Genomic DNA, 18,339 nt, shown 5'->3' with positions numbered 1-18,339 from the left:
CGAAGCCGTTGCCGAAGCCCGACATGTAGCCGGGAGCGGTCGCGGTCGCACGAGGCGACGCTCCCTCCAGCGCAGGATAGCCTTGTATCGTCATTACGACCTCGTGCGATGACTGGGGGCGGGGAATGCGCGTTCAGGCCGATGTTCGGCCCGGTGCGTCGACGCGGATGATCCCGTCCGCGTCGACAGTGACGGGAATGACGTCGAGGGCGCAGCCGTGCGCCAAGCCGTCGGCGCCGCTTCCATCGGTGATGCGGAAGGCGGCGTCGTGGTTGGAGCAGCGCACGAGCGTGCCGTCGGCGCTCAAGACCGCGTTGCTGCGGTAGGTGAGCGGCAGATCACGGTGCGGGCACAGGTTCACGAAGGCGGCCGGGCCGGCCGCGCCCTTGACCAGCAGGACCGGAAATGCGCCGTCTCCATTGTCGATGTCGAGGGCCAGCACGCCCGCCGCGTCGAGGCGCGCGGCCTCGGCGAGCGCCGCCCCGGTCGGCGGCGCGCCCGGCAGGTCCCGGAAATCACCCATCGTGGTTCCTCCGGCTCTACGCGCTCAGCACGCCGCGCTGGATCTGGTCGGCCTCAATCGACTCGAACAGGGCCTTGAAGTTGCCCTCGCCGAAGCCGTCATCGCCTTTCCGCTGGATGAACTCGAAGAAGATCGGCCCGATCACCGTCCTGGAGAAGATCTGCAGCAGGATGCGGGTCATGCCGCCGTCGACCACGCCCTCGCCGTCGATCAGGATGCCGTGCTTCTTCAGCCGGTCGAGTGGCTCGGTGTGCCCGCTGACCCGCGCCTTGGAGCGCGCGTAGTAGATGTCCGGCGGGCCAGGCATGAATTCGAGCCCGCGCGCTGAGATGGCATCGGTCGAGGCGTAGATGTCGTTCGTCGCGACGGCGACGTGCTGGATGCCCTCTCCCTTGTACTCGTTCAGGTACTCCTCGATCTGGCTCTTTTCGTCGGCGCTCTCGTTGATCGGGATCCGGATCTTGCCGCAGGGCGAGGTCAGCGCCCGGCTGGTCAGGCCGGTGTGCTTGCCGGAGATATCGAAGTAGCGGATCTCGCGGAAGTTGAACGTCTCGGCGTAGAACTTGTACCAGGTGTCCATGTTGCCGCGCCGGACGTTGTGCGTCAGATGGTCGAGGTAATAGAAGCCGACGCCGAAGGGCTTGGGATCCGCCTCGCCGAGCCAATCGAAGTCGTCGGCGTAGGGCGAGCCTTTCGGTCCGTAGCGGTCGACGAAGTAGAGCAGTGATCCGCCGATGCCCAACACCGCCGGCGCATCGATCGTCTTGTCGGCGCCGGTATATTCCGTCGCGCCGAGTTCGACGGCGCGCTCGAGGGCGTGCTGCGCGTCGACGACCCGCCAGGCCATGGCGGCGGCGCAGGGGCCGTGCGCGTCGACGAAGCGGCCGGTGTGGCCCTCGCGCTCCCGGTTGACGACGTAGTTGATGTCGCCCTGCCGATAGAGCGAGATGTCGCGGCTCTTGTGGCGCGCCACCGCGATGAAGCCCATGCTCTCGAACAGTTTTCCGAGCACCGCCGGGTCGCGGTGAGCGAACTCGACGAATTCGAAGCCGTCGGTGCCGGCTGGATTGTGCGCGCTGATCGTGGCTGGCGGGGCGTCGTGCGGGAAGGGACCCATGTCGTTCTCCTCAAGTCAGTTGGATGTGGCAGGCTGGCTGTGGACGACCGCGTGATGTGCGCGATCGTCGGCAGCCGAAACGGAACTTGCGGGTGGATGGCGCGTGAAGAGGCTCGTTCGCGCGAGGATCGTGTTTGAGCGCGAGGCTCAGGACCGGGCGTGTACGCCCGGTCCGTCGGGATCACCGGGCCGAGATCACTGGGCCAGGATCATTTGGACAGCGCCTCCAGGGAGACGTCCGTGGTGCGCGGCCCGAGCAAGCCGACCGCCACCATGGTGATGGCCATGCAAGTCGAGGTGAACAGGAACACGCCCGTCACACCGGAGTGGTTCAGCAGATATTCGAGGATGAACGCCGTGAAGATCGCCGAAAAGCGGCTCCATGAATACACGAAGCCGACGGCTCGGGCGCGGATGCAGGTCGGGTAGAGTTCGGCCTGATAGGCGTGATAGGTGTAGGAGAGCGTGTTGGCGGCGAGCGTGATGACGACGCCGGAGATCAGGATGCCAAGCATCTCGGTCTGCTGCGAGAAGGCGAGGCCCGCCACCACGATGATGCCCGCCATGGCGAGGATCACGGTCTTGCGCTCGTAGCGGTCGGCGATGAGGAGCCCGAGCAGGGGGCCGACCGGGGCGGCGAGGGCGATGATGGTGGTGTAGCCGAGGCTGGTGGTGACGGTGATGCCGTGCTTGATCAGCAGGGACGGCACCCAGTTGGCGAAGCCGTAATAGGCGACTGTCTGGAAGACGTGGAACACCAGCATCATCACGGTGCGCTGGCGGTACGGCGGCTTCCAGATGTCGCCGAAGCGCTCCGTCCCGACGGTCGGGGCCGCGGCCGGCTCCGCCTCGGGCAGGGCACGGCCGGTCTCTCGGCAGACCTTCTCCTCGAGGCGGGTCAGGATGGCGTCCGCCTCGACGATCCGTCCCTTGCCGGCGAGCCAGCGCGGGCTCTCGGGCAGCGCGCGGCGGACCCACCAGATCACCAGGGCACCCCCGGCGCCGAACAGCACGACCCAGCGCCAGCCGTCGAACCCGAGCGGAGCCGTGGGCACCAGCAGGTAGGACAGGAAGGCGACCACCGGCACGGAGAGGAAGCCGACCGCCTGTGAGAGCGCCGAGGCCCGCCCACGCATGTGCTTGGGCACCAACTCGGTAATGTATGTGCCGATGGTAACGATCTCGACGCCGATGCCGAGACCCGCGATGAAGCGCCAGAGGTTGACGTCGAACGCGGTGGACTGGAACGCCATGATGGCGTTCGCAGTGGAGTACCACAGCAGCGAGTAGGTGAAGACCGCCTTGCGGCCGAACCGGTCCGCCAGGAAGCCGCAGCACAGCGTGCCGAGAAAGAGGCCCGCGAACAGGGCGGCGATGAAGCTCGCCCGGCCGGAGAACAGCAGCGTGAGGAAGTGCCAAGGCGACGTGGCGTCGGCCAGGGAGGACGCTTTGGCGCTGAGGATGCCGGCCTTGACGAGGCCCGGCGTCACGTAGCCGGTGAGGAAGAGGTCGTAGAGCTCGAAGAACAGCCCGAGGCTGATCAGCACCACCACCCGCCAGACCGGCCGGGAGGCCGGAAGCCGGTCAAGCCGGGCGGAGATCGCGGCTGCGCCGACCGCGCTCTGCGGGGGCGCCGTTGCGTCGGCAACCGTCGCGATGTCGTAGGCCGAGATAGCTTTCATGATTTCCTCCTGACAAGTCAATCCGGGCTGTTCGCCGCCCGTTGTTCGACGAGTGATTTGACTATAGAGTTCAGCAAGTCGAGGCTTGCGCCGGGTCAGCGTTGGATTTCAGAATTAATTTTCTGAAACGGATCTCTGCAGCCCTGCAATGGCTTTTCGAGGTCTGCTCTATCTGACACTTCATCTTGAGGTGCTGAGCGGTTGAGGGTCCCTCAGCCCCAAGCATGAGCCCCAAGACACCCCGGCGATTTTCGGAGACCTCGATCGAGGCTTGCTGCGTGCGCGTCTTGGGATGAGGTCGCGGTCGGGAGGGAACGGAGGCTCCGGATCTCGCACCCGCGCCGTTCAGGCCGGCTCCCGCGCCGAAACCTCTGGCGCCACCAGGATGCCGGCCTCGATCAGCGCCGCGACCTCGGCCTCGTCGAGCCCCGCCTCGCGGGCGATGTCCCGCCCGTGCTCGCCCACCCGCGGCGGCTGGCGCGTGAGGCCGGGGCGGCCGTCGAACAGGGAAATCGGCAGGCCGGGCAGGCCCGCGCTCTCCGCCGCCGGCCGGAAGGCCGTGTCGTCCCGCGCCCGGGTCAGGTCAGTCGGCAGCAGGCCACCGGAGGCGAGGAGATGCGGATCGTCGAACAGGTCGCCGGGTCGGTTGATCGGCGAGAACGGCAGCCCGAGCGTCTCGCAGCGCGCCATCAACTCCGCTTTTGTGAGCGCCGCAAACACCGCGCCGACCCGCGGCAGGATGCGGGGACGCGCCGCCGCGAGGGCCGCCATGCCGGCGAGGGTCGGATCCTGCGCGAGGTCGTCGAGGCCGAAGGCCTCGCAGAAGCTCCGCCACTGAGTCTCGGTGACGACCCCAACGAACACCTGGCCGTCATCGGCGGTGTCGAAGATGTCGTAGAGCGGCCAGGGCTTCTTCATCGCGGGATCGCCGAATGGAGTCGGGTCGCGCCCGTCGACGGCGGTGCGGGCCATGTGCTGGGCCACCAGCACCATGTTGGTCTCGAACAGGCCGGACTGGACGAGGCCGCCGCGCCCGGTCCGGTCGCGCTCGCGCAGGGCGGCGACCACCGCGAGGGCGCCAAACAGCCCACCCATGATGTCGTTGACCGAGGAACCGGCGCGCAGGGGCCGGCCCGGCGGGCCGGTCATGTAGGCCAGGCCCCCCATCATCTGTACGACTTCGTCGAGAGCCGCGCGGTGCTCGTAGGGTCCGGGCAGAAAGCCCTTGAGCGAGCAGTAGATGAGCCCCGGATTGTTGGCCTGGAGCGTTTCGAGCCCGAGCCCCATCTTGGCCATGCCGCCAGGACGGAAGTTCTCAACCAGCACGTCGGCGTCGGCGGCAAGCCGGCGCACGAGGGCGAGGCCATCCGGGGACTTCAGGTCGACGCACAGGCTGCGCTTGTTGCGGTTGAAGGCCGGGAAGAAGCCGACCGCCGGCCCGGTCAGCCGCCGCGTGTTGTCGCCACTGGGCGCTGGCTCGATCTTGATGACGTCGGCGCCGAGATCACCCAGGATCATGCCGCAGCTCGGTCCCATGACCATGTGGCTGAACTCGATCACCCGGATGCCGGACAGGGGCAGGCGGCTCGCGCCCGTGTTCTGGGGGGAGTGGAACATGGCGTCGTCCTCACGGGCGGTCATTGGGCGGCTTCCAGGGCTGGGGCGGCGTGTCGGTAGGTGCGCGGGATGCCGGCGGCGGCGACGCGCCCGTGCAGGCGCTCGGCGGGCAGCAACTCGGCGAGCCGCGTCCGTGCGGCGAGGAGACCCGGCAGGTCGATCCTGGTGTCGAACCCCTCCGACTCGAGCAGGTAGACGAGGTCCTCGGTCGCCGCGTTGCCGACCGAGCCCGGGGCGAAGGGACAGCCGCCAAGACCGCCGAGCGCCCCGTCGAAGCCGCAAACACCCTCCTCCAGCCCCGCATAGGCGTTGGCGAGGGCCGTCCCGAGGGTGTCGTGTAAGTGTAAGTGACCGAAGCGCACCGCCCCGATCTCGCCGCGCAGGCGGCGGACCAGCCGCTTCACCTGGGCGGGCACGGCGTAGCCGAGGGTGTCGGCAAGGCTGACCGTGTCGGCGCCGGCCTCCGCAAGGGCGGCCGCGAGGCGCACCACGTCGTCTTCTGGGACGGCACCCTGGAGCGAGCAGCCGAAGGCGGTGGAGATCCCCGCCTCGATCCGCGGCCCGCTGGGCCCGAACGCGGCGACGATCCGGGCGACCTCGGCGACCTGGTCCTCGCGGCTGCGGCGGACATTAGCGCGGCTGTGGGCCTCGCTGGCCGAGACCGGCACGACCACGACCTGCACCCCGGCGGACGCGGCGTTCTGCGCACCCCGCAGGTTCGGCGCGAGGGCGGCCACGGTCAGGCCCGGGTGGTGCTGCCGCGCCGCCCGAGTCACCTCGGCGGCATCGGCCATCTGCGGCATGAGGCTCGGCGGCACAAAGCTCGCCACCTCCATGCCGCTCACGCCAGCTGCCGCCATGGCGTCGATCCAGGCGAGCTTCGAGGCGGTCGGCATGACCGCCTTGACCATCTGCAGCCCGTCCCGGGGCCCGACCTCGCGAACGGCGATGACGGGGCGCTTGCCGTCTGTGGACATCGCTTCCTCACCCAATATCTTCTTGATCCCGACATACGTCCGCTAGATACGGACGAGAATCGCTTATTTACGGGGTTAGCGTCCGCATAATGCGGACGCATGGCCTGCAAGGGCTGGAGCAGAGCCGTGACGACGCCACCGCCGGACTGGACGAGCCTGCGGCTCTACCTGACGGCCCTCGAGCTCGGCAGCATCGCCAAGGCGGCCGAGTACTGCAGCATCGCCAATTCGGCGGCGGCCAAGCGCATCCAGGTGCTGGAGGCCCGGGCCCGTGTCGGGCTGATCGAGCGACATGCCCGCGGCATCATCGCCACGGCGGCCGGCGAGGTGTTCGCGCGCCACGCCCGCGGCCTGATGGATCTGGCGCGCCGGCTGGAAGAGGACATGGACGCCTTCGCGGCTGGTGGCGCGGGCAGCGTGCGGCTGCTCGCCACTGCCTCCAGCATCGGCGGGCACGACCTCGCTGAGCGCCTCGCCGCGTTCGCGCGCCTGTACCCGCGCATCGTCGTCGACTTGCGCGAGTTGACGAGCGCCCCGATCCTCCAGGAGCTGATCGAGGGGCGGGGCGACATCGGCATCGTCACCACCAACGCGCGGGTCCCCGCCGGCCTGGAGGCGCGGCCTTGGCGCGAGGACCGGTTGCTCGCCATCGTCTCGCGCGACCATCCGCTGGCGGGCCGCACGGCCTTGCGCTTCAGCGAGGTGCTGGAGCATCCCCTGGTCGACGTGCTGGAGATCGGGGCGCTGTCGCTGCTCCTGACGGAGGCGGCCCAGGAACTCGGACGCAAACCCGATTACCGCTATCGCGTCACGTCGATGGACGCTGCCCGCCGGCTCGTCGCCGCGGGTCTCGCGGTGAACGTGATGCCAGACCGAATGATTGTGCCCTACCTGGACCGGTTCGGCGTGCTCGGCATTGCTATCGACGAACCGTGGGCCTTGCGGCGATTGCGGCTCGTTGCTCGTGCGGCGGACGCCCTGCCTGGACCAGCTCGCATCTTAGCAGATCATTTGATGGACTGTTCGATCGCATATCATGATGCCGAACCTCCATCATGAACTCAATAATTCAACAGTGAATGTGATTTTTCCTGGGACATAATATGTGAAAATGAACTATTGCAAGTTGATATAAATATTTCGACGATAATCTAAATATATTAACATGAGATATTGTGCATTCAATGTACGAAGATCCGATACGTGTCCATCGTTGCCCGCCCTGTCACATCCTGTGTGCCTGATTCCATATGCCGGGCTTATGCGAAACCGCTCGCGCGACTACAAACCGGCATCAGGAGCGTATCCCACCAATCGGGTTGCCGCGGCCAAGGAGGTGCAGCCGATCCGGGCCGTCACGGGTGGCCAAGGGCAGCAGCCTGGCTCGACAGCTGTTCGGGCGAGGAGCGAGCGCTGTTGAACCGCTACGTCGACGCGATGCGGGCCACGCACATGCCGAATGGCAGTCAACACGGCGCGTGCGGCGCCGTCGTTCGAGGGCGGGGCGCCGCGGGTGTGGTCTCCAGCTCCGGAGGTGCCGCCTGCCGCGGGTGGCGCTGGCCTGCTATCGTTTGGTGCGCGCCTTGATTCTGACTGTGAGCATGGCAGTTGCCCTGTCAGGTTCGTCACTTTCAAGCTTCGATCTCCCTGTCGGCAGAGCGAAACGCTGAGAAGCCGTCTTTCGTGATCTGGTTCACAGAAGCGGCAATCGGAAATAAGTAGCCTGCGCTAATCGTGATTATGGATCACTGATTGGGCAGGCTACAATGATGACCGACTCTGATCTGATCAAATTAGCAATAGAGACACTTAATTCTCGACCATGCGCGTCCATTTCATTTGATTATTTCAACGGCTACGAGATCGTCGCAGTCAGGCCAAGTCTGTATATCAAGATTGCAGAGCTAATTTCAAGCAAAGCAATCACTATAAAGATTATGCCACTGCCGAATGGTCGGAACGGAGAATATTATGACAGATCAAATTTCTTATATCTTAGTCAAGCGCTCGACCCAGGTAGCTTAAAATTCCGAAGAACGCTTGTCCATGAAAGCACGCATGCTGCCATTGACATGCTGAAATGCAAGAACATGTGGGGGCCACACGAAGAAATCATCGCCTTTGTAGCAGCGGCCTGTTACGTCACGAACACCGGAGAGCCACTTGGAAGTGTTAGTGAAGGAACTTATGCGACTGCAGTCGAGATAGCCAAAAAAATTAAGCGCTCACCAAATTCATCTCTGGACTGGAACTTAGTTTCTGCGATGTACAGTGGAATGATGGCTTCTGCCACCTATCGTGCAGCGACGAAAAATATTACTAATTATGATGGCATTAGACGGTAACTTTCAAGTACGACCCGGCTAACAAGCCCTAGCTTCTAGGAACAAGTTGCGATGAAAGGGGCCATTGTCGGTTGATTTGCTGTCATTTATCCGTTCACTATACACGTCGTTATACGAACAAGATAGGAAGGAGAGAGCAGGCCTAGTCCCTACACGAGGCGCGCTTTCGACATGCCGCCCGAAGCTTTCCGGACCTTCCAGGAGCACCGCAGCAACTGCCGGCGCCGCGGCATCGCGTTCGCGTTCACGCCGAAGGCATGGTGGGCGTGGTGGCAGATCGACGACCGCTGGTCGTACCGCGGCGTGGGGATGGGCAAGTTCATGATGGCGCGCCGTGGCCACGTCGGGCCCTACACCCCCGAGAACGTCCGCTGCGTCTCGCACGGCCGGAACATGACCGACATGACGCCCGAGGCCCAATCGAGGAGCGAGGTGCATCCGAGGTCACGACCTGTTGGCACCCCGGTGTGTCCCTACGGCTCGGCCACTCTCGCCGCCGCCTGCGGCGTGCCCCCCCGAACCGCGGCACGGTGGGCACGGCAGCAGGATCACGGCTGGCGGTGCGAGCAGGGTTCTGGCGCGGAAGTATCGCATTCAGCCGCTTCGCGCGCGAGAGGAGCGGCCTGGTCTGGGGGCGCTCACAGCAGGTAGGCGGCAGCGACGATGACAGCGATGGCGACCACTGCCAGCAGCATCGTGATGCCGTAGCTTCGCCTCTGCATCGGTGTGCTCATGCCGGTCCTCGTGATCCACTTCGGTGACAGCCGCTCTGCCCTCCTGGCAACCCTTCTGGTTGCGCCTCTAGCCTCGACGTAGTGGGTGCGTACACACGCTTGTGCGCATGCAGGTAACATGGAGCCTTTGCGACCGATGCAGTAAAAAGGGCGGCTACGTTGGCCGCCCTTCAAAGGTGTTGCTGTGCTGTGCGGTGTCGTGCACCTCAGCGCGTGAGCGTGGGGTTCTGCTGAGTGACGCTGGTGAAGGCCTTGCTGGCCTCTTCGACTGCACGAACCGAGACTTCGGCGATGGTCTTGCTGTCCTGAACTACATGCTGCAGGCTCTCGCGGAGCAGCTCACTCTGGATGGCGGTGAACTCCTGCACCGAGGTGGCACGCGTCAGCTTGTTCATGCCGTCGAGATTGCGCTGCCACTGCTTCTGACTCAGCTCGAACCAATTCCGGGAGATGTCCTGGATGGCCTGAGTCAGAACCGTGCCACAGCGCGTGACGGCTTCCAGGTTCTGCTTGGACTGATCAGCGAGACGCTCGCTGTCTTGCCCTGTGAAGCCGAGGCTGCGGGTAAAGCGATCTGCGGCCTCGCGGGCCTGCTGAGATGCAGTCTCGATGTTTTTCTGAACGATCTGCTTGGCGTTCTCTGTAGCTTTGTCGCTGAGATTAGCCATCTTGTTCATGCCGTCACGAGCCGCATCAGCGAACTGGGTGCTTTGCTCGGTGGTCTTGTTGATGCTCGCCCTGACAGCCTCGGTGATCTGGTCGTTCTGCTCAGCCAGCTTGCGTTGCGCAGTAGTTGGATCGAAATTCATACCTGTTTCCTACGTTTTGACGGGCGTACGCTCAAGGTACTTACTGAGCATGGTAAGTACGTCTAGACGGCGAACCAAAATAGCTGTTTTGGTTCACGGCACCTATGTCGTGAAGGGTTGCTTGCTTTCAAGGTTCAGAAAAGCATTTTATGTTAGAAAACAACTGTCAGATTTCATCAATCATCATGCTCAAGGTTTAAGCACCTGACCGAGTTGCACAATTAGGTTTTCGCCGTTTCGATGATTGGGGCAGATGCCGAACCAGCTATGCCGGCCCATGACGCTCCAGTGCATTGAGGGGGTGCGTCCGACATCGATCACGCGTAGATCTTTCTTGGACTAAAACAGGAACTGCCAAGGTTCAACTTGACACTTTGCGGCCCAGGACGGCAGCCAAGCTGGTCCAAAGCGTGAATCAATCCATACGCAGCGGGAGCCCGCACGCTCAGAGAACCAGCCGTGCCCTGACGGCGATCTCTCGGATCTGCAAGCCTTCCAGGATTTGGTCGCCACACCGGATCCTCAGGACGTATGGCTAGGTGTCGATCGGCCCACTGACGGCCGCGAAGGCCTCCAAGATGCAGGCACCCAGGGTGGTGCACTTCCCCGTCTGCGGCATGTCGGGGTGATCGCCCCGAAACTGCATGACCAGAGCTGCTGGCTGATTCAGGTCAGGATGCGCTTTCATGGCTGCAGCCTACCCACGGGAAGCCGTTCAAAGGCGTTGAATTCTCGGGTTACCTCATCTCAGACGGCAAAGCTGCTCGGGTGACTCGATGAGGTGGGCCTGACGAATGTGCAGGAGCGATTAGGAAGGCGTGAGGAGGCGCAGCGCTTCGAGGGCAGCCTTCACCTTCGCCAAGCCCTGTGCGGTGACATCGGGGTAGGGGCAGTTGCGCGCCACTTCGCCGGCACGGCGACGGACCGTGTGCGGTTTCGACAGCGGTGGCCCAGTGGCGAGGGCGTCGAAGTAGGCTGTCCAATAGCGACGATCTAACCGACGCGGTTTGGCCAGTGTGGGCGTTGGCATAGACCGCATGGGCGATTCCGATCCGCGATGCTTGCGACGCAGAGAGCATTCTTCTCAGCCGGTGAACAGACCTTCAACCGCAGCCGGCGTCATAGCGGTGCCTTCGAGCAGTTGGCGCTTTCGGGTCGAGGTATCCCGCGATCTTGATGTCGGGTGCCTGGCAAGGCCGATAGCCCTTGTGACGGTGCTGCTGGCCTCTGCGCTTCCATCAAAAATCCCTTGGTGTCCGTGGCCCGCAATGTTCTGCACCGTGTCGGTCGCGCCCGCCGGAGCCATGCCGTCCACTCCCGCGAGAGCACACGCAGCACGTTCGGCAGGTTCACGGCGCTCTTGCGTCGCCGCTCGACAACCACGAGCAGCCCGTCACTCTCGGCCAGGCGAATTGCCGTCTGGGCCAGCCGATGGGACACGCCTGCACGGGCCGCGATCGCGGCGTCGGTCAGCGTGCACTCGCCCCGAGCCGCCACCTCGTCGGCCACGATGCCGAGCACCGCGCGCCGGCCTTCCGTGAACCTTGAGGCCAGGGCGGGCGGCAGCGGACCTGAGGCGGCGATGGTCCGGCGCCTCGCGATCGATGCGACGCGATCAGGCGACCGCTGGCGGCGTTTCGCGGGGAAGATGGAAGTGAGAGGCGCCCAAGCGGCGTGGCGCCCGACGCAGAGCCGCTGGTGGCTCTCTGCGCGGCCTTCCTGGCGTAGATGATTTCGGCGAGGTGCTGCGCCTCGTCGTCGTCGAGCAACCCGGCCCCGTGTGCCTTCCATACGTCCAAGGCCAACCCGTCGAGCTGCGACAGCAAGGCTGCGGCAACCAGTTCCTTCATGGCATGCAACATCGTCTCGGCCGATGCCCAGGCGAGCCGACCCCTATGAAACCGCCTATCAGGACCGATTTCCGTCCGGGACGAGCGCAGCCGCCGCGGCCGGTGAGCGAGCTGTCCTCATGCGTCTCGGTCTTCGGTGCTCAGGAAGCGTTCGCAAGTCGCGTGCGCGCCGCGGCCGCCAGGTCCCCAGATTCCGGACGGTTACGGCACGGGGTCAGGAGTTCGCCTTGTCGGATGGGGCTTTGATTAACTCCTTGAGCTTCTCCGACATCGGGAAGCTGAGGTTGAGGTCCCGTGGTGGGATCGGGGTCTCGAACCACCTAGTGTAGAGCTGGGTGAACACCCCCGACTTCATCAGCCCGACCAGGGTCTCGTCGACCAGCGCTTTGAAGTCCGGATCCTCGCGGCGGAACATCAGCGCGTAAGGGTCGGCTGAGTAGGACTTGTCGAGGATCCTGAACTTGGACGGATCCTTGGAATTCGCTTTCACGCCAGCGAGCAGGATGTCGTCCTCCATGAACGCCGCAGCGCGACCTGCGTCGACAAGCAGGAAGCTCTCAGCGTGGTCCTTGCCCTGCGAGATTTTGAGACCTAATCTTTCGTCCTGGTTGAGCTTATTCAGGAATTGAGACGTGTTCGTCCCCGAGGTGACGACGACGGGCTTGCCCTTCAAGTCGTCGGGAGAAGCGATGCCGCTGTCGGTGCGGGTCAGCCATTTGAACTGCGCCACGAAGGTCGAGACTGAGAACGCGACCTGTTTCTGGCGAGCAAGCTGGTTCGCGGTGGAGCCGCACTCGATGTCGACGGTGCCGTTGGCGACCAGGAGGAGGCGGGTCGCCGAGTTGACCGGGTTGTAGGCGACCTTCAGGTCGGCCATGCCGAGCTTCTTCCGCACCGCCTCAACGACCTGCCCGCACAGGTCCATCGAGAACCCAATCGGCTTCTGGTTGCCGTCGAGGTAGGAGAACGGCACCGAGGATTCCCGGTAGCCGAGGGTGATCGTTCCGGTCTCCTTCACCTTCTTGAGTGTGCCGGTGAGGCCGTCGGCGTTCGCAGCCGTCATCAAGACAAGCGTCATCGTCGCGGCCACGGCCGCGCGTTTCAGGTTTTGCATCTTCGGTATCCTACGGTTGGGTCAGGGCTGGCCCGTTGCGAGTCGTGAGGTCATGCCGCTCTCAGGCGACTTGGGCGATGGCCGCATCGACCGCTTCGCCGAGGCGTTCCACGACCGTGTCCACGGTCGCGGCGTCGATGATGAAGGGCGGCGCCAACAGGATGTGGTCGCCGCGAGAGCCGTCGATGGTGCCGCCAGCCGGGTAAACCGCTAGTCCGCGGTTCATCGCCTCGCGCTTGATGCGCGCGTTGAGCTTCCTGGCCGGATCGAAGGGGGCCTTGGTGCCGCGATCCTCGACCAGCTCGACGCCCATGAACAGGCCGCGTCCGCGGACGTCGCCGACATGCGGATGGTTGCCGAAACGCTCGCCGAGGCGCCGGCTCAGGTGAGCGCCCATCGCCTTGACGTTGTCGAGCAACCGGTCGCGGGCGACTACCTCCTGCACGGCGAGCGCGGCCGCGCAGGCCATCGGGTGGCAGATGTACGTATGACCGTGCTGGAACAGGCCGGAGCCATTGGCGAAGGCCTCGTAGATCCTTCCCGCCAGGAAGGTTGCGCCGATGGGCTGGTAGCCACCGCCCAGACCCTTGGCGACCGTCATCAGGTCGGGGGCGACGCCGTCCTGCTCGCAGGCGTGGAGCGTCCCGGTGCGGCCCATGCCGCACATCACTTCGTCGAGGATGAGCAACACGCCGTAGCGGTCGCAGATCTCGCGGATGCGCCGGAAGTAACCAGCGACTGCCGGAACGGCCCCAGCGGTCGCCCCGACGACCGGCTCGGCCACGAAGGCCATCACGGTCTCGGGGCCGAGTTCGAGGATCTTGTCCTCAAGCGCCTGCGCTGACCGCGTACCGTACTCGGTCTCGCTCTCGCCTGGCTCTTGGTAGCGGTAGGCATAGCAGGGGTCGATGTGATGGGTCTCGGCGAGAAGCGGCTTGAACTGAGCGCGCCGCCATTCATTGCCGCCGGTCGCCAGCGCGCCCAAGGTGTTGCCGTGGTAGCTCTGGCGCCGGGCGATGATCTTGGCGCGCTGCGGCTGGCCGGTCTCGACGAAGTATTGCCGCGCCATCTTGAGCGCGGCCTCGACGGCTTCCGAGCCACCCGAGACGAAGTAGATGTAGTCGAGGCCGGCCGGGGCGTCCGCCACGAGGCGTTCGGCCAGCGCCTCGGCCACCTCGCTCGTGAAGAAGCTGGTATGGGCGTAGGCGAGCTTGTCGGCCTGGGCGTGGAGCGCGGCGACCACGTCCGGATGCCCGTGCCCAAGGCAGGATACCGCTGCGCCGCCCGAGGCGTCGATGTAGCCGCGCCCGTCCTGGTCGAAGAGCTCGACGCCCTTGCCGCCGGATGCGGTGCGCAGGTTCGCGTCGATCTGGCGGTGCAGGATGCGGGTCATCGCGATTTCCTTGCGGTCGGAGGTGACCAATGGATGCCGAAAGCGGTGAGCTGCGCCTCGCTGCGCTTGATCGCATCGAGCGAGGCGTCGCCGCCGCGGCCGGCGACGAGGGCGGCGAGGATCTCGCCGACCACCAGGGCCGGGGCGACGGTGTGGAAGAAGGACGGGCTGTCGGCGGGGACCAGGACGGTCTTCCGGGCAATCGCCGCGAGCGGCGAGACAGGGCTGTCCGTCACCGCGACGACCGGAACGCCGGCGTCGTGCGCATAACGGGCGGTCTCGATGGTCGCCCGGGTGTAGGGGGCGACCGACGCCGCGAGGAGAGCGTCCTTCGGAGACGCTGAACGGATCGGATCGAGCCCGGTGCCGGCGCCTGCGTCGAGCAAGATCGCGCGCTCGCCCAGGAAGGACATCACGTAGGCGAAGTGCGCGACCACCGGATGGCACGAGCGCAGGCCGAGGCAATAAATTCGCTCGGCCGAGGCGAGCAGGTCCGCCGCCGCGACGAGCCGGTCGAGGGCCTGCGGTTCCGTTAGCCTCTGCAACTGCGCACCGATCGACGTGGCGATGTCGACGGCCAGCGCACGCTCGCCCCTTGCTTTCTGGGTGGCGACCTGCACGCCAGCCTTGCCGGAGAAGCCGAGCGAGCCTTCGCGAACGGCACCTGCGTAGAGCGCGCGGACATCGTCGTATCCAGCCAAGCCAAGACGCTGGGCGAAGCGCGTCATGGTGTGGGGCTGCACGCCGGCCCGCTTGGCCTGCTCGCGCATCGAGAGCAGCGCGACCTCGTTGGGCTGATCGAGAACGAAGCGTGCGGCGGCCTTCAGCTGAGGCCCGAGGGCCTCGAAGGTCTCGACGATCTGTTCCGTGAGCGGACCGTGTTCCATGGCGGCTTGTGTACCCTTCCTTGTTCATGCATGCAATAGATGTTGCATATCGAGTTTTGTGCAACGAACGTATCCTAGGCCGGCATCGTGGTCACCGAGGAGGCAACAATGTCGGTCCCAGGCCCCACCGCCATCGCCGTCACACCTACAGGCGGGCGCCGGACGAAGGTCGGCCATCCCGCGATCCCCCTCACGCCTGCGGAGCACGCCTACGCGGTCGCAACCTGCCTGGAAGCCGGTGCCTGCATGGTGCACCTGCATGTGCGCCGCGCGGATGGCCGGCACCTCTTGGACCCGGACGCCTATGCCGACGCGACGAGCGCGATCCGTGCCGCTACCCGCGACGCGGTGGTGGTCCAGATCACGAGCGAGGCTCTGGGTCTCTATGCGCCGGATGAGCAGATGGCTGTCGTCCGGGCGGTCCGGCCCGAGGCCGTGTCCCGTGCGTTGCGCGAACTCGCGCCGGACGCCGCGTCCGAAAAGGCGTTCGGGCCCTTCAGGGAGTGGCTGCGCCGGGAGAGCGTCGTGCCCCGGATCATCCTCTACGCGCCCGATGAAGCAGTGAGGCTCGCCGCGCTCCAGGCGTCCGGCGTGGTGCCGTTCGACGCCGTGCCGGTCCTCTACGTCCTCGGGCGCTACACTGTCGGGCAGACATCCACGCCCTCTGACCTGTTGCCCTTCCTCGCTCCGACCCAGCCCTCAGCGAGTCATTGGATGGCCTGCGCCTTCGGCCGGCATGAGAACGCCTGCGTCACCGTCGCCGCGCTTCTTGGTGGACATCTTCGGGTCGGGTTCGAGAACAACCTGCTCAACCCGGACGGGACGACAGCTCGCGCCAACGCGGAGCTCGTCGCCTCTGCGGCTGCAACGGTTACTGCAAGCGGAGGCCGCCCGGCGAGCGCCGCACAGCTCCGCTCAGGATGGGATCTGCGCTGAGGCAACGCATCCGAGGAGGCAGCCATGGTCGACGAGGGCACGGAGCTTGATGGTTCAGGCCGTAAACCTGCCGCGTTCAAGGACTGGCTCAGGAACAGGGTCGAGATCCTGATCTGGATGCCGGTGGTTATCCTCATGTGGCTCTCCGACCTGAAGATTACTTGAGGTCGGCGGCTGCAGCCTGCTCATGATGCGAGTGGATCGAAAGGACGGGATGATCCGAGATGTTCGACTTTGTCCACAACTACATCGTTTTGCTGTCCGGCGTCGCGGGAGCCGCCCTGGGTGGCCTCATCTCGTGGCGCGTCGGAGTGAAGACGGCGCGTACCAACCGCACCGTGGAGCTGTTCAAAGAGCTCGACTCGTCCGAGATGGGCAAGGTCCGGATCGAAGCACAGGATTTCCTGCGGGCCAACCCGGCGACCAACTACGACGATTACGCGCGCAAGGCCGACGCGCGGCCGGTCTGGGAAGTCATCTACTTCTATCAACGCCTCTCGCAGCTGCTGAGCGCCGGCCTGCTGCTTGATCGGGTTGTGGCGGACTGGTTCGGGGAGACCTTTGTCTGGTGGCGGGAGCATTCCTTCCGAAACGAATTGCGCCCGGCGAGGTGGAAGGCGTACCGCGACCTGCAGAGGCTGCCTCGCTGGCTTGAGAGGCGCTGCAGGACGGCCAGCCGGAAGGGCGCTGCCATCCATCGTCTCTCGTTCAGGTTGTGGGGCGGGCCGCCCGACGCCCGGGCCATCTGGCAGGACCGTGGGCGTGCGGACGGTACGATCGACCGCGAGGATGACATGTCAACGCCAATCAGAAATGGCACCGCTTCCGCAAAGTAGAGATGACACCCATCCAGAAAGCGGGAGGATAGGGGACGCCGCAGCGAAGCGGGTCGGGCGGCGCAGCTGCGGCGTTCCCGGGTCCAGATGGATACGGCGGGGGCCCTCACCCGCTCTTGAACAGGTGCCGCTCGGCCTGCCCACGTCGGCGAGGTGCCTTCTGTGAGCGCCCCTCTTCCCGCTCCTTCTGCCGCTCGGCGATGAAGGCCAGGATCGGTCCAAGGCGCTTGTTCTCCACGATCGCCGCTTGGTCGACCCGCTGGATCCGATCGAAGGTGCGGAACGGTAGTTCCAGTCCTTGATGACGGATCGCGAAGCGGCCGTCCGGGTAGTCGACGACCTGCACGCGCTTGCGGGCGAGGGGGCGGGTCACAGCATTCGGATCCAGGATGAACGTCACCTTATCATACTGTAGCGTCAGGCTGTTCGTGACCGTCCGCTCCTCCTTCCAGGCAAATACGTCATTGAGATTGATGCCGCTCTGGATCTCTCTATGCCCATCACTGCACCTGAATGGCGCTTTGCCGAAGCGGTCGTTGTGAACTTTTAGGAATGTCACGAGAAAAGCATTGCCAGCATCCATCGTATCGACGCCAGCCAGCCGCATCTCCTTGACCAAACGGTCTTGCAGCGTTCCAAAGGCACGCTCCACCCGACCTGTGGCGGGCGCTGTATTGGCGCACACGATGTCGATATTGAGCTCATCTAAGGCGCGCCCGAACTGGGTCATGCCAGTGCCACCGACAGCATCGCGCTTGTTGACGCGAAAAATTGAATGTTTGTCGGAGTAGAACGCTATGGGGCGGCCGTATCGCGATACATAAGCCCGCGTCTCGCGGAGGTAGTCGAAGGCCGACTCCGTATGGACGAATGCCGCGTGCATGCTCCGGCTCGTCGCATCGTCGATGAAAGCGAGGAGCGTGCATTCCGGACCACGGTTCTCGAACCAAGAGTGCCTCGACCCGTCGATCTGGATCAGCTCGCCAACACGGTCGCGGCGAAGCCGCGGCTGATGAACCAAGGGAAGCCTATGTTTCCGGTCGACCCATAGCCCATCCTCGATCATCCACTTGCGCAACGTCCCCCGGGAAACCGGACAATCATGCAAGGCGAGCTTCTCGCAGGCCAGGGTCGGACCGAAGTCAGCATATCGCTCGCGCACGAGGACCATCGCCAGCTTCCGCAGTTCGATCGGCAACCGATTGTTGCTCGGCCGGCCGCGCCGCTTCGAGATCAGGCCGGCAGCGCCATGCTCCCGTAACGCTGCCAACAGGCGAAACACCTGCCGTCGTCGCAGACCCATCAGATCGCAGGCATCGCTGATAGCAAGGCGCCCAACCTCGACGTCGAGCAAGACATCGAGGCGCGAGAACTCCTTGCCGCTCATGGTCACCACCCCCATCGAGCACGCCCTCGGCCAGCCTCGATGGCAGCGGGGGTGCCATTTGAACTTTGCCAGGGGATGTCATACCAACTTTGCGCCTACAGCGGCTGTTGCAACCGGATTGAAGTGTCACGG

At 64.8% G+C, this 18,339-nt stretch carries 17 protein-coding genes; 5 read left to right on the top strand and 12 right to left on the bottom strand.

Features of this window, described 5'->3' with window-relative positions; all coding sequences use genetic code 11:
• Nucleotides 1–133 precede the first annotated feature (133 nt).
• From DT057_RS28475 to DT057_RS28455, 5 genes are all read right to left on the bottom strand, one after another.
• Nucleotides 134–523, bottom strand: a complete 390-nt coding sequence (locus DT057_RS28475; protein WP_128565451.1) for a Rieske 2Fe-2S domain-containing protein — start codon at nucleotides 521–523, stop codon at nucleotides 134–136.
• Nucleotides 524–539: 16 nt separating this feature from the next.
• Nucleotides 540–1,640, bottom strand: a complete 1,101-nt coding sequence (gene hppD / locus DT057_RS28470) for a 4-hydroxyphenylpyruvate dioxygenase (protein WP_128565450.1) — start codon at nucleotides 1,638–1,640, stop codon at nucleotides 540–542.
• 209 nt (nucleotides 1,641–1,849) lie between these two features.
• Complete coding sequence (locus DT057_RS28465) at nucleotides 1,850–3,322, bottom strand: MFS transporter (RefSeq protein WP_128565449.1); 1,473 nt, start codon at nucleotides 3,320–3,322, stop codon at nucleotides 1,850–1,852.
• Nucleotides 3,323–3,667: 345 nt separating this feature from the next.
• Nucleotides 3,668–4,963, bottom strand: a complete 1,296-nt coding sequence (locus tag DT057_RS28460; protein ID WP_238314387.1) for a CaiB/BaiF CoA transferase family protein — start codon at nucleotides 4,961–4,963, stop codon at nucleotides 3,668–3,670.
• On the bottom strand, nucleotides 4,960–5,916 hold the full coding sequence (locus DT057_RS28455) for a hydroxymethylglutaryl-CoA lyase (RefSeq protein ID WP_128565447.1): 957 nt from the start codon (nucleotides 5,914–5,916) through the stop codon (nucleotides 4,960–4,962). The genes DT057_RS28460 and DT057_RS28455 overlap by 4 nt, the downstream gene beginning before the upstream one ends.
• Nucleotides 5,917–6,042: 126 nt before the next feature.
• On the opposite strand from DT057_RS28455, the gene DT057_RS28450 reads away from it, so the two are divergent.
• Entirely contained in the window at nucleotides 6,043–6,975 is a 933-nt protein-coding gene (locus DT057_RS28450; protein WP_162501538.1) for a LysR family transcriptional regulator, read from the top strand.
• A 710-nt stretch (nucleotides 6,976–7,685) separates the two neighbouring features.
• On the top strand, nucleotides 7,686–8,261 hold the full coding sequence (locus DT057_RS28445) for a hypothetical protein (RefSeq protein WP_128565445.1): 576 nt from the start codon (nucleotides 7,686–7,688) through the stop codon (nucleotides 8,259–8,261).
• A gap of 149 nt (nucleotides 8,262–8,410) precedes the next feature.
• Here the strand turns inward: DT057_RS28445 and DT057_RS35685 are convergent, their stop codons facing one another.
• The 6 genes from DT057_RS35685 to DT057_RS28420 all read right to left on the bottom strand — a co-directional run bounded on the left by DT057_RS35685 (nucleotide 8,411) and on the right by DT057_RS28420 (nucleotide 15,048).
• Nucleotides 8,411–8,584 carry a hypothetical protein gene (locus DT057_RS35685; protein ID WP_162501537.1) on the bottom strand — a complete coding sequence of 58 codons (174 nt, stop codon included), beginning with the start codon at nucleotides 8,582–8,584 and terminating at the stop codon, nucleotides 8,411–8,413.
• A 617-nt stretch (nucleotides 8,585–9,201) separates the two neighbouring features.
• Nucleotides 9,202–9,804 (bottom strand): phasin family protein, encoded by a 603-nt coding sequence (locus DT057_RS28440; protein WP_238314384.1) that lies wholly within the window; start codon nucleotides 9,802–9,804, stop codon nucleotides 9,202–9,204.
• Nucleotides 9,805–10,923: 1,119 nt separating this feature from the next.
• Nucleotides 10,924–11,325, bottom strand: coding sequence for a hypothetical protein (locus tag DT057_RS28435; RefSeq protein ID WP_128565444.1), 402 nt, complete (start codon nucleotides 11,323–11,325; stop codon nucleotides 10,924–10,926).
• A gap of 543 nt (nucleotides 11,326–11,868) precedes the next feature.
• The gene (locus tag DT057_RS28430) at nucleotides 11,869–12,768 is read right to left on the bottom strand and encodes a transporter substrate-binding domain-containing protein (RefSeq protein WP_128565443.1); all 900 of its coding nucleotides are present in this window, start codon (nucleotides 12,766–12,768) and stop codon (nucleotides 11,869–11,871) included.
• 61 nt (nucleotides 12,769–12,829) lie between these two features.
• Nucleotides 12,830–14,161, bottom strand: coding sequence for an aspartate aminotransferase family protein (locus DT057_RS28425; protein ID WP_128565442.1), 1,332 nt, complete (start codon nucleotides 14,159–14,161; stop codon nucleotides 12,830–12,832).
• Nucleotides 14,158–15,048, bottom strand: a complete 891-nt coding sequence (locus DT057_RS28420; RefSeq protein ID WP_128565441.1) for a MurR/RpiR family transcriptional regulator — start codon at nucleotides 15,046–15,048, stop codon at nucleotides 14,158–14,160. The genes DT057_RS28425 and DT057_RS28420 overlap by 4 nt, the downstream gene beginning before the upstream one ends.
• A 108-nt stretch (nucleotides 15,049–15,156) precedes the next feature.
• On the opposite strand from DT057_RS28420, the gene DT057_RS28415 reads away from it, so the two are divergent.
• From DT057_RS28415 to DT057_RS28410, 3 genes are read left to right on the top strand one after another with little or no spacing between them, the layout of a single operon-like run.
• On the top strand, nucleotides 15,157–15,984 hold the full coding sequence (locus DT057_RS28415; RefSeq protein ID WP_128565440.1) for a beta-keto acid cleavage family enzyme: 828 nt from the start codon (nucleotides 15,157–15,159) through the stop codon (nucleotides 15,982–15,984).
• Nucleotides 15,985–16,008: 24 nt separating this feature from the next.
• Nucleotides 16,009–16,149 (top strand): hypothetical protein, encoded by a 141-nt coding sequence (locus DT057_RS35680; protein WP_162501536.1) that lies wholly within the window; start codon nucleotides 16,009–16,011, stop codon nucleotides 16,147–16,149.
• A 59-nt stretch (nucleotides 16,150–16,208) separates the two neighbouring features.
• Nucleotides 16,209–16,820 (top strand): hypothetical protein, encoded by a 612-nt coding sequence (locus tag DT057_RS28410; RefSeq protein ID WP_128565439.1) that lies wholly within the window; start codon nucleotides 16,209–16,211, stop codon nucleotides 16,818–16,820.
• A 106-nt stretch (nucleotides 16,821–16,926) separates the two neighbouring features.
• On the opposite strand, the gene DT057_RS28405 is transcribed toward DT057_RS28410, so the two are convergent.
• The gene (locus DT057_RS28405) at nucleotides 16,927–18,222 is read right to left on the bottom strand and encodes an ISNCY family transposase (protein WP_128565438.1); all 1,296 of its coding nucleotides are present in this window, start codon (nucleotides 18,220–18,222) and stop codon (nucleotides 16,927–16,929) included.
• Between the last annotated feature and the right edge of the window lie 117 nt (nucleotides 18,223–18,339).

This window comes from Methylobacterium crusticola (assembly GCF_003574465.1).
GTDB lineage: Bacteria > Pseudomonadota > Alphaproteobacteria > Rhizobiales > Beijerinckiaceae > Methylobacterium > Methylobacterium crusticola.
Note: the sequence above shows the minus strand (reverse complement) of the source record. Positions and strands in the feature narration are given on the sequence as shown.